This is a genomic window from Aquimixticola soesokkakensis (assembly GCF_900172375.1).
GTDB lineage: Bacteria > Pseudomonadota > Alphaproteobacteria > Rhodobacterales > Rhodobacteraceae > Aquimixticola > Aquimixticola soesokkakensis.
On the sequence record NZ_FWFS01000005.1, the window covers coordinates 250383 to 264700 of the forward strand.

At 60.7% G+C, this 14318-nt stretch carries 11 protein-coding genes; 3 read left to right on the top strand and 8 right to left on the bottom strand.

Features of this window, described 5'->3' with window-relative positions:
- Positions 1-27: 27 nt before the first annotated feature.
- A complete protein-coding gene (locus AQS8620_RS08395; RefSeq protein ID WP_085836392.1) occupies positions 28-1248 on the bottom strand; it encodes a Hint domain-containing protein in 1221 nt (406 codons plus the stop codon).
- Between the two features lie 99 nt (positions 1249-1347).
- Here AQS8620_RS08395 and AQS8620_RS08400 point away from each other — a divergent pair, with 99 nt between their 5' ends.
- From AQS8620_RS08400 to typA, 3 genes are all read left to right on the top strand, one after another.
- Positions 1348-1977 carry a YitT family protein gene (locus tag AQS8620_RS08400; RefSeq protein ID WP_085836393.1) on the top strand — a complete coding sequence of 210 codons (630 nt, stop codon included), beginning with the start codon at positions 1348-1350 and terminating at the stop codon, positions 1975-1977.
- A 9-nt stretch (positions 1978-1986) separates the two neighbouring features.
- Positions 1987-2373, top strand: coding sequence for a DMT family transporter (locus AQS8620_RS08405; RefSeq protein ID WP_085836394.1), 387 nt, complete (start codon positions 1987-1989; stop codon positions 2371-2373).
- A 118-nt stretch (positions 2374-2491) separates the two neighbouring features.
- Positions 2492-4309, top strand: coding sequence for a translational GTPase TypA (gene typA, locus AQS8620_RS08410; RefSeq protein ID WP_085836395.1), 1818 nt, complete (start codon positions 2492-2494; stop codon positions 4307-4309).
- Positions 4310-4365: 56 nt separating this feature from the next.
- Here typA and AQS8620_RS08415 read toward each other — a convergent pair whose 3' ends face one another.
- From AQS8620_RS08415 to AQS8620_RS08450, 7 genes are all read right to left on the bottom strand, one after another.
- Positions 4366-4749, bottom strand: coding sequence for an ester cyclase (locus AQS8620_RS08415; RefSeq protein WP_085836396.1), 384 nt, complete (start codon positions 4747-4749; stop codon positions 4366-4368).
- 103 nt (positions 4750-4852) lie between these two features.
- On the bottom strand, positions 4853-5140 hold the full coding sequence (locus AQS8620_RS08420) for a DUF1330 domain-containing protein (RefSeq protein WP_085836397.1): 288 nt from the start codon (positions 5138-5140) through the stop codon (positions 4853-4855).
- A gap of 4 nt (positions 5141-5144) precedes the next feature.
- On the bottom strand, positions 5145-7796 hold the full coding sequence (gene alaS / locus AQS8620_RS08425) for an alanine--tRNA ligase (RefSeq protein ID WP_085836398.1): 2652 nt from the start codon (positions 7794-7796) through the stop codon (positions 5145-5147).
- Between the two features lie 165 nt (positions 7797-7961).
- Entirely contained in the window at positions 7962-9038 is a 1077-nt protein-coding gene (gene recA, locus AQS8620_RS08430; RefSeq protein WP_085836399.1) for a recombinase RecA, read from the bottom strand.
- Positions 9039-9190: 152 nt separating this feature from the next.
- Positions 9191-11494 carry a hybrid sensor histidine kinase/response regulator gene (locus tag AQS8620_RS08435; protein WP_085836400.1) on the bottom strand — a complete coding sequence of 768 codons (2304 nt, stop codon included), beginning with the start codon at positions 11492-11494 and terminating at the stop codon, positions 9191-9193.
- A 188-nt stretch (positions 11495-11682) separates the two neighbouring features.
- Positions 11683-12867, bottom strand: a complete 1185-nt coding sequence (locus tag AQS8620_RS08440) for an RsmB/NOP family class I SAM-dependent RNA methyltransferase (RefSeq protein WP_085836401.1) — start codon at positions 12865-12867, stop codon at positions 11683-11685.
- Positions 12868-13951: 1084 nt separating this feature from the next.
- A partial coding sequence (locus AQS8620_RS08450; RefSeq protein ID WP_234990426.1) for an IS3 family transposase occupies positions 13952-14318 on the bottom strand: 367 nt, incomplete at its 5' end.

The following is a 14318-nucleotide window of genomic DNA, read 5'->3' on the forward strand; positions in this document are numbered from 1 at the left end:
GCGACACTCTCAGTCTGGGCGGCCGGGTCACGACACCGGCTGACGCGCCCCTGCGCGAAAAACATCAGGCAAGCGGTCAGTCACGCAGTCATCAGTCCCGCAGTCAGGCATTGCCTCGGGTGGCTGGACGGGCTGGCGATTGCGCGCAAGGCGCCACAAAAGCCGCGCTGCGCGCCGTCCTTCCAGAAAGGGGCGCGCGGGCGTATGGGCCTTCGCGCCGATGGCGGCCTCATAGCCTGCGCCCGACCCGCCACCAGCGCCCGAAACCGCGCGCCGCGTCATCGGACCGTCAAACAGGCTTTCGACCCAGGCACCGTTTGCGCAAATCAACTCATGCCGCTCAAAGGCAAGATGAATATAGCTTACCCCCGCAGGCGGCAACACGCGGCGCATGACCGAGCCGCTGGAATAGCCCGAAACCGCTGCACCTGCTGCCAGCTCTGGCCCGCTCCACCCCGCCTGCCCGTCACGGCGCGCGACAAAGCGGTGGGCCGCGACCAGCGCCTCTGTGCCGGCGCTCATCCGCCCGACCGCAGGGGCGCTGACCAGAATACGGTGCTGCGCGGAAAGCCATAGCGGCGCGCTTGGCACCCCACGCCCCAGCGATCCGGGCGAAAAGACCACAGGGCGCAGCATCGGTGCCTGCGCAAGAAGCGCGCGCGGAATGTGGCGATGCTCGAGCCAGCGCAGGGGTTGCGCGCCGTGATCGCGGGTCTCGACAAGGTCGCCCACCGACAGGGTTTCAATCGCAACCCAGCCAGAGGGGGTGGCGATCAATGTCCCGACACAAAAACATACTGCCAGCGTGTTTGCCGCGACCGAAGGGTCGTCGGACACATGTTGCATGATGGTATAGGTCTGCCCCGGCTCCAGCCGCGACGAAGCGGCAAATCCGTCCGCGTCATTGTCGAGGCCCAGCTCATAGACATAGATCGTGATATCGTCCGATCCGTCCAAAGCGCCGCCATTGGGGCGGATACGGTAGGAATATTCAGGGGTGATCCGATCCCCCGCGTTGGCCGTCTGCCCCTCCCCTTCCAGCGGGGCTGCAAGGTCTTGCGATCCATCGCCATCGTTGAAAAAACCGTCGTTGTCGATGATGTCCACGCGCGTCGTTTTTGCATCGGAGGCAAGCGTAAAGGTGCTGCCCACGGCGGCACCATTACCGGAGGTATCGGAGGCAAACGGATCGGCGCCGCTGATCACGACGACATCCGCGATATCATACGTTGCAATTGAATACGCCATGCAACCCCTTTCAACAAACTTCTGTTGCAGCTTAGGCCAAGCCTCTTAACATTGCGTAAGGTCTGGACCTTGGATCGGCGGTTGCGTAATGCTCGGGCCATGAAGACACCCACGACCGGCGCCCCGCCCGCGCCTGCAACCCGGCACTCGCAGATCGAAGATGCACAGGGCCTTGCCTTTGGCATTTTCATGTGTGCCTTTGCGCTTGTGCCGCTGCGCGATCTGGGGCTGATCACCGGCCAGACCGCCGGGCTTGCGGTGCTGTTGAGCTATCTCACGCCGCTGTCGTTTGGCGCGCTGTTTTTCGTCGTCAACCTGCCCTTCTACTGGCTCGGGTGGAAACGCATGGGGCTGCGCTTTGTCGTGAAAACCTTTGCCTGCGTGGCGGGGCTTTCGCTATGCTCGGAAATCTTCCCCGCCTATATCAGCTTTTCCCAGATCAACCCGATCTTTGGCGCTGTGCTCTTTGGCTTTTGCTCGGGGGCCGGTCTGCTTGCCATCTTTCGCCATGGCGGCTCGCTTGGCGGCGTCGGCATTCTGGCCCTCTATTTGCAGGAGGCCACGGGGTTCAAAGCGGGCTGGACGCAGCTTTTGTTTGATGCGGTGCTCTTTGGGATCGCCGCTTTGCTCTTGCCCCTGCCCCAGGTTGCCTATTCGCTGCTCGGCGCGATGATCGTCAACCTGGTGATCGCCATCAACCACCGCCGCGACCACTATGTCGCCACCTGAGGACGCGTGATGCCCAAAGCCTATCTGTTTCTCGTCATCGCCATTGCCGCTGAAACCATCGGCACGACGGCGCTGACCGCTTCGCAGCAATTCACCCGCCCGCTGCCGACCGTGATCCTGATCGTCTCCTACGCCCTGGCCTTTTACCTGTTGTCGCTGACCCTGCGCACCATGCCTGTGGGCATCGTCTATGCGATCTGGTCGGGGCTTGGCATCGCGCTGATCGCCGCAATCGGCTATGTGGTGTTTGGCCAGAAACTGGACCTGCCCGCCGTGATCGGCATGGCAATGATCCTGGGCGGCATTCTGGTGATCCACCTGTTTTCCGACACCGGCCACAGTCCAGCCCCCCAAGCGGCACCGGCGGTCTCTCAAGACGCACAGTCCCCACAATAGCGCGCAACGCCACGCCATTAGGTCTAGCCTTTTTCGCGCATGCAGTATAACGCGTGGCCAAATGAGTTTTCCGGCCCCCTCCCTTCCCTAGGGGCCGACCAATTTTCGGGACGCACCTATGGACCTTCGTAACATCGCCATCATCGCCCACGTTGACCACGGCAAGACCACCCTTGTGGACGAGCTGCTGAAGCAATCGGGCACCTACCGCGAAAACCAAGCCACCACCGAACGCGCCATGGACAGCAATGACCTTGAGCGCGAGCGCGGCATCACCATTCTTGCCAAGGCCACCTCGGTCGAATGGGAAGGCCATCGCATCAACATCGTCGACACCCCCGGCCACGCCGATTTCGGCGGCGAAGTCGAGCGGATCCTGTCGATGGTGGACGGTGTTGTGTTGCTGGTGGATGCGGCCGAAGGCCCGATGCCGCAAACCAAATTCGTGACCTCCAAAGCCCTTGCGCTGGGTCTGCGTCCCATCGTTGTGCTCAACAAAGTGGACAAACCCGACGCCGAGCCCGACCGCGCGCTGGACGAGTGTTTCGACCTCTTTGCCTCGCTGGGTGCGGATGACGAACAGCTCGATTTCCCCCATCTCTACGCCTCGGGCCGCAACGGCTGGTGCGACGAAACGCTGGACGGCCCGCGCGAGAACCTGAACGCTCTGTTCAACCTCGTGCTCAAACACGTCCCCGCCCCCAAGCAGCTTGAACAGCGCGACGCGCCGTTCCGCATGCTGGCCACCACGCTCGGTTCCGACCCCTTCATCGGGCGTCTGCTGACCGGTCGCGTCGAAAGCGGCACCCTCAAGGCCGGTGAGTCGATCAAGGCGCTTGCCCGCGACGGCTCGCTGATCGAAAACTTCCGCGTCACCAAAATCCTTGCCTTCCGCGGTCTGGGCCAACAGCCCATCGATCTGGCCGAAGCCGGTGACATCGTTTCCGTCGCGGGCATGTCCAAAGCCACCGTGGCCGACAGCCTTGTCGATACTTCGGTGAACGAAGCCCTGCCCGCCCAGCCCATCGATCCGCCCACCATCACCGTGACCTTCGGCATCAACGACAGCCCGCTGGCGGGTCGTGACGGCAAGAAAGTCCAGTCGCGCATCATCCGCGAGCGCCTGATGAAAGAGGCCGAATCCAACGTTGCCATCAAGGTCACCGACACCCCCGGCGGCGAGGCCTTCGAGGTTGCCGGTCGTGGCGAATTGCAAATGGGCGTGTTGATCGAAAACATGCGCCGCGAAGGCTTCGAACTGTCGATTTCGCGTCCCCAGGTGCTGTTCCAGGAAGTTGACGGCCAGCGCATGGAGCCCATCGAGGAAGTCACCATCGATGTGGATGACGAATACTCCGGCGTTGTGATCGAAAAACTGACCGGCACGCGTCGTGGCGACCTGGTGGAAATGAAACAGGCCGGTGCCGGCAAAACCCGCATCGTGGCCCATGTGCCTGCGCGCGGCCTGATCGGCTATCACGGCGAATTTTTGACCGATACGCGCGGCACCGGTGTGCTGAACCGCGTGTTCCACGACTGGGCCCCGCACAAAGGGGCGATCCCGGGGCGTCGTCAAGGCGTGCTGATTTCGATGGATGCTGGTAAGGCCGTGTCCTACGCGCTGTGGAAACTGGAAGACCGTGGCCACTTCTTTATCGGTGCGCAGGCGGACGTGTATCAGGGCATGATCATCGGCGAGCATTCGCGCGAGAACGACCTTGAAGTGAACCCGCTCAAGGGCAAACAGCTGACCAACGTGCGCGCCTCGGGCACCGATGAGGCCGTGCGCCTGACACCCCCCGTGACGCTGACGCTGGAACAGGCGATTGCCTATATCGACGACGACGAACTGGTGGAAGTGACCCCCAATGCGGTGCGTCTGCGCAAGCGTTTCCTCGACCCCAACGAACGCAAGCGGATGGCAAAAGCCAAGTAAGGCCAACGCCTTACCCCATAAATCAAAAGGCCCGCACAGCGCGGGCCTTTTTCGTTTCAGGCAATTTGCGCCGCAATGGCTGCGGTGTCGATCACGGATCGCACCTCCACGATCTTGCCCGCCTCGAAGCGGTAAAACACATTCTCGCTGAACTGCACCCGCCGCCCGTTCACCGGCAGACCAAAAAGCGCCCCCACCGGCGTGCAGTCAAAGTGCAACCGCGCCGCGACATGTGGCGGGTCCACGAGCAACAGGTCGATGGTGAACACCAGATCGGGGATCGCCGCGACATCTGCCAGCAACATCGCGCGGTAGCCCGCAAGGCCAAAGGCGGCGCCGTTATGGCTTGCACGCTCGTCGACAAACTCCCCCAGACGGTCCCATTCGCGCGCATTCAGACAGGCAATGTAGCCGCGATAGCGCGTCTCTAATTCGCTCATATTCGTGCTCCTCTCTTGGTCGCGCCAGCCTACCGGCATTGGCGCATAAAAAAAGGCCGCTTCCCTGACAGAAGCGGCCCTAAATCTGCATATGCGGGACGACTTATTCGGTCGTTTCCACCACGCAAAGATCGCGCTCGGATGCGCCTTTGGCAAAGGCCAGAGCGGCCTGATATTCGTCCGAATGGTAGCAGGCGACAGCCGCCTCCAGCGTGTCGAAACGGGCAACGACATTGCGCGCGCGATCCTTGCCCTCAAGCTGGACGTAGCGCGCACCGCGCGCCACAAACGTGCCGCCGTGCTGGGCGATGGCTGGACCGGCGGCCTTGGCATATTTGCCATAGGCCTCTTCGTCGGTGACGCTCACATGGGCAATCCAGAGTGCTGGCATGGTCTTATCCTTCAAGAGTTGATTTTGCGGCCGCAATGGCCTGATCGGCATTGGCAATATCCTTGCCGCCGCCCTGTGCAAGATCGGGACGGCCACCGCCGCCCTTTCCGCCCAATTCAACCACAGCCGCCTTGACCAGATCGACGGCAGAGACCGTGCCTTTGAGATCTTCGGTCACGCCCGCCGCCACGGCCGCCTTGCCATCCGCATCCGCAATCAACAGAACCGCACCCGACCCGAGGCGGGATTTATGTTCGTCAATCAGGGCCGGCAGATCCTTGCCCGACACGCCGCTCAACACCTGCGCAAAGAATTTGACGCCGTTGACCTCCTGGGCCTCGGGACCGCCCTGCGCCCCGCCCGACATCGCCAGTTCGCGGCGCAAAGTGGCGACTTCGTTTTCCAGCTTCTTGCGATCGTCGGACAGGGATTTCACCCGCTCGACCAATTCGGACACGGGCGCTTTGATCACAGCCGCCGCCTGGTCGGCGCGGCTTGCGCCCGCGGCCAGATAATCCAGCGCTTCTTGACCTGTCAGCGCCTCAAGGCGGCGCACGCCCGCCGAAGACGCGCTATCGCCCAGCACCACCAGCGCGCCGATATCGCCGGTGCGTTTGACATGGGTGCCGCCGCAAAGCTCCAGCGAATAGGTTTTGCCATTCGCGCCTTTGTTCGAGCCTGCAAGCTCGCCCATCGACACGACGCGCACCTCGTCGCCGTATTTTTCCCCGAATAGCGCCTGCGCACCGAGGCCGCGCGCATCGTCGGGCGTCATGATCCGTGTTTCGACCACGGAGTTTTGCCGGATGAATTCATTCACTTCGCGCTCGACGGTGCGAAGCTGCGCAGGCGACAGCGCCGCGTTGTGGCTGAAGTCAAACCGCAACCGGTCGGCCGCATTCAGCGAGCCTTTCTGCGCCACATGGCTGCCCAACGCGCGGCGCAGCGCCTCATGCAGCAAATGCGTGGCCGAGTGGTTGGCACGGATGGCCGAGCGGCGCGCGTGATCCACGGTCAGCTTTGCGCCCTGCCCACGCTTGATTTCGCCCGCCGTCACCGTGCCGATATGGATGAAAACACCCGCAACTTTCTTGGTGTCGGTGATGGTCGCTGTGCCGGTCTCGGTGACGATCACGCCGCTGTCACCGACCTGCCCCCCGCTTTCGCCATAAAAGGGCGTCTGGTTGACGACGATCTGCACCGCGCCGGTTGCGCCATCCGCTTGCGCGCCGTCAACGACCAATGCCAGCACCTGACCCTCGGCCTCTTCCGTGTCATAGCCAAGGAATTCGGTGGTGCCTTTGGTTTCGGCAATGTCGAACCAGATGGTCGAATCCGCCGCTTCGCCCGAACCGGACCAACTGGCGCGGGCTTTGGCCTTTTGCTCTGCCATCGCGGTGTCAAAGCCTTCGGTTTCCACCGTGCGGCCCTTTTCGCGCAGCGCATCCTGCGTCAAATCGAGCGGGAAACCAAAGGTATCATACAGCTTGAAGGCCGCAGCGCCGGGAAGCGGTGCATCCTCGGGTAGACCTGCAAGTTCGTCGTCCAGCAGCTTAAGACCGCGATCCAAGGTCTGGATAAAACGGGTTTCTTCCAGCTTGAGGGTCTCTTCGATCAGGCTTTGCGCCTGGCCAAGCTCGGGATAGGCTTCGCCCATCTGGCGCACCAAAGCAGGGACCAGTTTGAACATCACCGGATCCTTCGCCCCCAGCAAATGCGCGTGGCGCATGGCCCGGCGCATGATGCGACGCAGCACATAGCCGCGCCCGTCGTTGGAGGGGGTCACCCCGTCCGCCAAGAGGAAAGAGGTCGAGCGCAGGTGGTCGGCAATCACGCGGTGATGCACATTGCCCGGACCGTCGGGCGCCCCGTCGGTCACATTGGCCGATGCCTCGATCAGGCTGCGCATCAGATCGGTGTCGTAGTTGTCATGATGGCCCTGCAACAGCGCGCCGATCCGTTCCAACCCCATCCCGGTATCGATCGACTGCATATCCAGTTCGGTCATGGACCCGTCTTCGAACTGCTCGTTCTGCATGAAAACGTTGTTCCAGATTTCGATGAACCGGTCGCCATCCTCGTCGGGGCTGCCCGGAGGGCCGCCGGGGATGTGGTCGCCGTGGTCAAAGAAAATCTCGGTGCACGGACCGCAGGGCCCCGTCGGGCCCATCTGCCAGAAGTTGTCTTTTGTGGGAATGCGGATGATCCGGTCATCGGTAAATCCGGTGACTTTCTTCCAGATATCGGCGGCCTCGTCGTCGGTGTGATAGACCGTGACCAGCAGCTTGTCCTTGGGGATGTCGAACTCTTTGGTCAGCAACTCCCAAGCGAAATTGATCGCCGTCTCTTTGAAATAGTCGCCGAACGAAAAGTTGCCGAGCATTTCGAAAAACGTGTGGTGGCGCGCGGTATAGCCGACGTTGTCGAGATCGTTGTGCTTGCCGCCGGCGCGCACACATTTTTGCGCAGTCGTCGCGCGCACATAGTCGCGTTTTTCCACACCCGTGAAGCAGTTTTTAAACTGCACCATGCCCGAGTTGGTGAACATCAAGGTCGGGTCGTTGCGCGGAACAAGCGGCGAAGACGGCACGATCGTGTGCCCTTGGCCTTCGAAATATTTCAGATAAGTGGAACGGATCTCGTTCAAGCTGGGCATGGGATGCGGCTCTCTTCAATCAGGGTTGAACCCGTTTATCCCTGCAAGTCGCATGTGTCCATAAGCCCACCAAGCTTTGGCAGCCAAAGGCCGCGTAGAAATGTAAAAGGCCGAACCAAAACGGTCCGGCCCAGTGATCATTTCGCTCGAAAACGGCTTGAGCGCTTATTCCTCGACCATCGAGTCGTCATCTTCCTTGAAGCCGGCGTCCATGTCGAACTCAAGCCCGTGGGCCGCGCGGATTTTATCCTCGATCTCGAGCGCCATCTGCGGGTTGTCACGCAAAAACTGTTTCGAGTTCTCGCGCCCCTGCCCGATCCGCTCGTCCCCATAGGAGAACCACGCGCCGGATTTGTCGACAACGCCCGCCTTGACGCCAAGGTCCAGAAGTTCGCCGGTTTTGGAGATGCCTTCACCATACATGATGTCGAATTCCACCTGTTTGAACGGCGGCGACACTTTGTTTTTCACAACTTTGACGCGGGTCTGGTTGCCCACCACCTCGTCGCGATCCTTGATCGAGCCGATCCGGCGGATATCAAGACGGACGGAGGAGTAGAATTTCAACGCATTGCCGCCGGTCGTCGTTTCGGGCGAGCCGAACATGACGCCGATTTTCATGCGGATCTGGTTGATGAAGATCACGGTACATTTGGAGCGCGAAATGGACCCGGTCAGCTTGCGCATCGCCTGCGACATCAGACGGGCATGGACACCGACAGAGCTGTCGCCCATATCGCCTTCCAGTTCGGATTTTGGCGTCAGCGCCGCGACCGAGTCGACGACGACCATGGAAACTGCGCCCGAGCGCACGAGCGTATCAACGATCTCAAGCCCTTGCTCGCCCGTATCGGGCTGCGAAATGAGCAGTTCATCAAGGTTGACACCAAGCTTGCGGGCATAAATCGGGTCCAGCGCGTGTTCGGCGTCGACAAAGGCGCAAACGCCGCCCTTTTTCTGTTCTTCCGCCACGCAGTGCAACGTCAGGGTCGTCTTCCCCGAACTTTCCGGCCCGTAAATCTCGATGATCCGGCCGTTGGGAATGCCGCCAATCCCCAGTGCAATGTCCAGCCCCAGCGACCCGGTCGAGGTTGACTCGATCTCGGCAATCGGATTGTCCCCGCCAAGCCGCATGATCGAGCCTTTACCAAACTGGCGCTCGATCTGCGCCAGGGCACTATCGAGCGCTTTTTGTTTGTCGCTATCGTTCTTTTTCATATCGTTTGCAGTCGCCGTAGCCATTGTTCGATCCCCTTATCCCACACGAGATACCGTGCGGCAATCACTGCTTGTGTTCTTGTCTTGTTCCTAATGCAACATGAGACCAAAAAGAGAACATTGCAACAGTTTTATTCAAAACCTGCTATAACCCGCCTTCCCGCCAAGGCCCGCGATCAGTGGATCTGGTCATGAACGGTGGCCGTAAGTTCGGACAGGGAGAAGGGTTTGGGTAGGAAGACCGAATTCGGGATTCGCGACTGCTGCTCGGAAAAACTGTCCTCGGCATAGCCCGAGACAAACACGACCTTCACGCCGGGACGGTCCTTGAGGGCTTGGCTGACCCAGCTCGGGCCATCCATTCCGGGCATAATCACATCGGTCACAAAGACGTCGATTTCCAAGGACTTGTCCTCAAGCGTTTCCAAGGCCTCTTCTGCATTTTCGGCCTCGATCACCGTATAGCCGCGCATGCGCAGCGCGCGCGAGGCAAAGGCGCGCACGGGGGCTTCGTCCTCGACCAACAGAACCACACCCGACCCGCGCTCCGGCGAGGCCACAGGCAGCGACGCAGGTGCCGCCTCTGCGACGGGGTCGGACGCGTTGAACGACGGAAGGTAGATAAGGAAAGAGGTCCCGATGCCCACCACCGAATCCACAAAAATATAGCCCCCCGTTTGTTTGATAATCCCGTAAGCCGTTGACAAGCCAAGCCCCGTGCCCTCGCCCGTGCGCTTGGTGGTGTAAAAGGGCTCGAATACTTTTTGCAGCCGGTCGGGCGGAATCCCGCAGCCTTCGTCGCTGACCTTGATCACCACGTAATCGCCGGCGGGCAGTGTCACCCTGTCACGGGTGAAAGGCGCTTGCAGCACCGCGTTATTGGTTTCGATCTTGATCTGACCGCCCCCCGACATGGCATCGCGGGCATTGACCACTAGGTTCATCAGCACCTGTTCCAACTGCCGCTTATCCGCGCGGATCGGCCAAAGATCCGGGTCGTGATTGAGGGTCAGGGTGACCCTTTCCCCGACCAACCTGTTCAAAAGATGGGTCAAATCGGCCAGAGCATCGCGCAAGACGACCCGCTCGGGCTTGAGGGTCTGCTTGCGCGAAAAAGCCAGCAGTTGACCAACCAGTGAGGCCGCCCGATTGGCATTCTGATGAATTTGAACGAGGTCGCCGTATTCAGGGTCCGCCTGATCATGGCGCAGCAACAACAGGTCACAATGCCCCGAAATTGCCGTCAAAAGATTGTTGAAATCATGTGCAATCCCCCCCGCAAGCTGACCGATTGCCTGCATTTTCTGGCTTTGCACGAATTTCGCCTCAAGCGTCTTCAACTCCGTCGCATCCGACAGGACGGCGATCAGACTGGCGCTGCCTGCGGCGTCGATCCGGTTCAACACAATCTGGATGAAGGTGTCATTGGCCCCCTCGGAGGCGCGCATGAATTCGGGGCGACCGATGCCGCGCCCTTCCGCAGCATCCGCCACCCAGTCAACAACAGAACGCCCCAAGCCCTCGACAAAATTGCCCAGAGGCTGGTTCTCGAGCTGGCAAACACCCAGGAGGTCGCGCGCGCTTCGGTTCGCATCCTCGATATCACCTGTCGGGGAAACCTTCAAAAGAGCAACCGGCAGCGTGTCAAAGGCGACCCATTCGGCCGCCTGATGGACAGCGGTATCGGGCATGAAATAGATTTCGCGCCGCCCCAAGGCGGTTTCCACCTCGAACAGGCGCATTTTGCGCGCGCCGTCGGGGGTCGCAATGTCATAGACATCCCCCGTACGCAGCGGCCCCTCAGGGAGAATCCGTTCAAGCGGCACATCGTCACCGCCAACCAGCCGGCTCAACGCATCATTCATCGACAGCAGGGCACCACTGCGCGACAGCGTCAACACCGGCGCGGACATCTGTCCGCCCAGCTCTCCCTCCGTACGGTCGATGATGTCTTCGAGCCGCCACAAGAAGCCGTCCTCCCCCGTTGCATGAACGGAAATACGCAAATGCCCGTGGCGTGTGATCACATCTTCACGGGCGGAGCCTTTGGCCTGCGCGCGGGTCTGCAGGCGGTACAGGGTTGCGGCGGGCGAGGCAAAGCTTTGCCCCAGAATACGTAGCAAGGTCTCGCCGCCCTGCCCGCCAAAGCGCATCGTCGCGGCAGGGTTTTGATAGCCGATCACACCGTCGATATCGGTGGTAAAGGACGGCGAGGCATCATGTTCGACGAAACTGGAAATGAGGGCGTAGAACCGGCGGCGCACCGCGCGATGACGCTGCGCCAAAAGCCGCGCCACAGCGGCTGTCCAGACCAGGCACCCGCCAACGCAAAACAACAGCAATCCAAGCGTTGCCGGCGGGACCAGCAAACCGGCGATCAACAAGGCTCCACCGGCAAGCGCCAACACAGTGGCACGCCTGTCCAGCCGCAAAGCGACCCGCGTCACGGGGCCCGGCGCGAGCGATTTATCCAACACCATGTTCCTCCAAGATTCTCATTTTGTACCATCGCCGCAAAAGGGTTAACGGGTCCTTAACACCGATAACTCATCTTTAGGTTGAATGACTTTTCGTCATTCGACAACCGCGCAAAGCGATCTGGCCGGTTTTTCGACCACTTGCTGTGGCGAAGGTGCCAAAATGAAAGGGAAAAGCGTGCGTGAGGCCGTCAGGACTGGCGCTGGAACTGCGCCAGAAAGAATCCGTCGCCGCCCTCCAGTGGGGTAAAGAGGCGGGTGTTCTGCACGGACCATTCAGGATGGCGCGTCAGAAATGCCTCAACTTGTCGGGAGTTTTCCGCCTCGAACAGCGAGCAGGTCGCATAGGCCAAAACCCCGGAGGCAGCCACCAAAGGTGCGGTTTCATCCAGGATTTCGGCCTGAAGCGTGGTCAGCTGCGCCAAGCGCTCGGGCGTCAGATCCCATTTGGCCTGCGGCGCACGCCGCCAGGACCCCGACCCGCTACAGGGCGCATCGACCAAAACCAGGTCATATGGCCCGCGCAACTCGCTTTGCAGGGCAGTGTCGATCCGGGCACCTGCGCGCGCCGCACGCACCGGCACATCGCGCATCCGCTCGGCGGAAATATCATGTGCAGTCACGCGCATCTGCGCCCGTGCGGCCATGGCAAGACTTTTGCCCCCGCCCCCTGCGCAGTAGTCGAGCACCCGCATCCCCTGCGCCAAGGGTAAAGCATCTACAAGCGCCTGGCTTGCAACATCCTGCAGCTCGACAAGCCCGCTGACGTAGGCCGCAGAACGGGCAACAGCGCGCGCGCCATGGGTCACTTCGAGGGCGGTATCCGACAGCGCATGTGGCTGCGTTTCGATCCCATCCGCACGCAGGTCCTCTTGGGCGGCCTCACGCGTGCCCTTTGCAAGATTGACCCGCAAAAACACCGCAGCGCGGTGACGGCACAGTTCGAGAATTGGGTGAGCATCCACCCTCAAGGCACTCTGATACAAAGGGAAAAGCCAATCCGGCACATCCAGCGCAACCGCGGGCGGAGCTGTCTGCAGACTTGGCATTCGAGTTTCGTGTTCGCTCAACGCCGCAGGGCCATATCCGGTCGCGCTGAACATCTCTGCCAAAGCCGCTTCGCTGCAGCCTTGCGCGCGCAACGCGCCGATCATCAGGGCGCGCCCGCTTGGCTCTTCCCCCGCATTTCCAAGCCACGCATAGGAGCGCAGACAGCGCAGCGCATCAAAGCAGTGATCGCGAATGGCGGCGCGATCCTTCGATCCTGCAAAACGGTTCGAGCGCGCCCAAGTGGTCAGGACGCGCTCGGCATTTTGTCCCGACAACACGGTGTCAAGGATCTCGATAGCGGCGGCGATGCGGGCGGCGGGTGTCATGGTCTATCCGATCGTATCACGCGAGCGGCGGGCCGCCCGACAGGGTATGTCACCCCGAGGGCCGCGCCCCGAACAGGCGCGGCGAAAGCTTTGCAATGCCGTTGCGACAAGCCAGATAAGCCCGTCAGCGCAAGGTCCTAGCCAACCCTGTAGTTCGGGCTTTCACGGGTAATCGTTACGTCGTGGACATGGCTTTCATTATACTGATGCACCTTTGTTTTCATGGTCATTCTATATCTCCTGCATCAGCCCGCATCAGTAAACCGACGCTATTTCGTCAGCAATACACTTGTATGGGGCTGGATGGAAGGCCACCATTCTTTCTCAAGAACATCTGAAACTTCGAGAACCGGACCCAATTTCCGGCGCTTGTATAGATCGGTTGTCGGGCTGACAGCGTCGAAGAGCTGTCGCCGTGTTCTTGAGGAAATTTCGAAGTGGCCCATCACTGCCGAGATAGCCGCATCGCTGACGCGCTCGTCAAGCCAGTCCGCGAAAGTGCGCCGGATCGAATACCAATTTGCGCAGGTGTCTCCAGGGTTTCGCTCCTTATCTATTCCGGATCTTTTAACAAGTCTCTGGATCATCTGAGTCCAGTTTCGTGCTCCTTGCGCGATCGGCATATTCTTCTCATGCAGAAGGTGTCCGTCGCCGTACTGTGCGATCAGTCTCTGCAGAGTCCGGTGCATAGGTCCGGTTATCGGGACGATCGGCGGCCTCGTGTTGTTGTCTATACTGCCGTCGCCGGGAAGATCTATGACGCCGAGATCGAGGCGCACCTAGGCACCAGTCATATCAGCAACAGTACCGATCCGGCCACCGCACCCGACGACGAGTAGAAGCAGGTCTCGCATGTGCGGCCGTCGGCAGGATTCGATCAGGGCGCCGATATCTTCGAAACTTACGTAGCGACCCTTCGGATCTCGATCCTCCGGAGCCGTAATGCCGGCTATGAAGGGGATCTTTTTGGGGGGGTGTATTGTCGCGCCGTCGCTTTTAGCAAGCGCACAGACCTCTGCGGCTCTGCCGACGATATCGGAAATGGTGTTCGGATGAAGGCGCGGCCTGAGGTGCCCCTACTTTCCTAGACACCTACCTTTTCCAGTTTGAGCTGTCTTTCTTCGAAGTCAACGGGCGACAGCATGCCGTTGTTCGTGTGCTTGCGCTTTGGGTTGTAGAACATCTCGATGTATTCAAAGACGTCTCGCCGTGCTTCCTCGCGGGTCCGGTATTTCCTGCGTCTGACCTTCTCCCGCTTCAGGAGTTGAAAGAAGCTCTCTGCGACAGCGTTGTCGCGGCAATTGCCCTGATGGCTCATCGAATGTTCCAATCCGTGCCGAAAGGCGACGGTAGAAGGCACCATCGGCCGTGTCGCTCCGGCCGTGTCGCTCCGGCCGATGGTCGTGGCGGCCAGCCGTAATAAGGCCGCAGCCCGACTTGATGATCGCCGC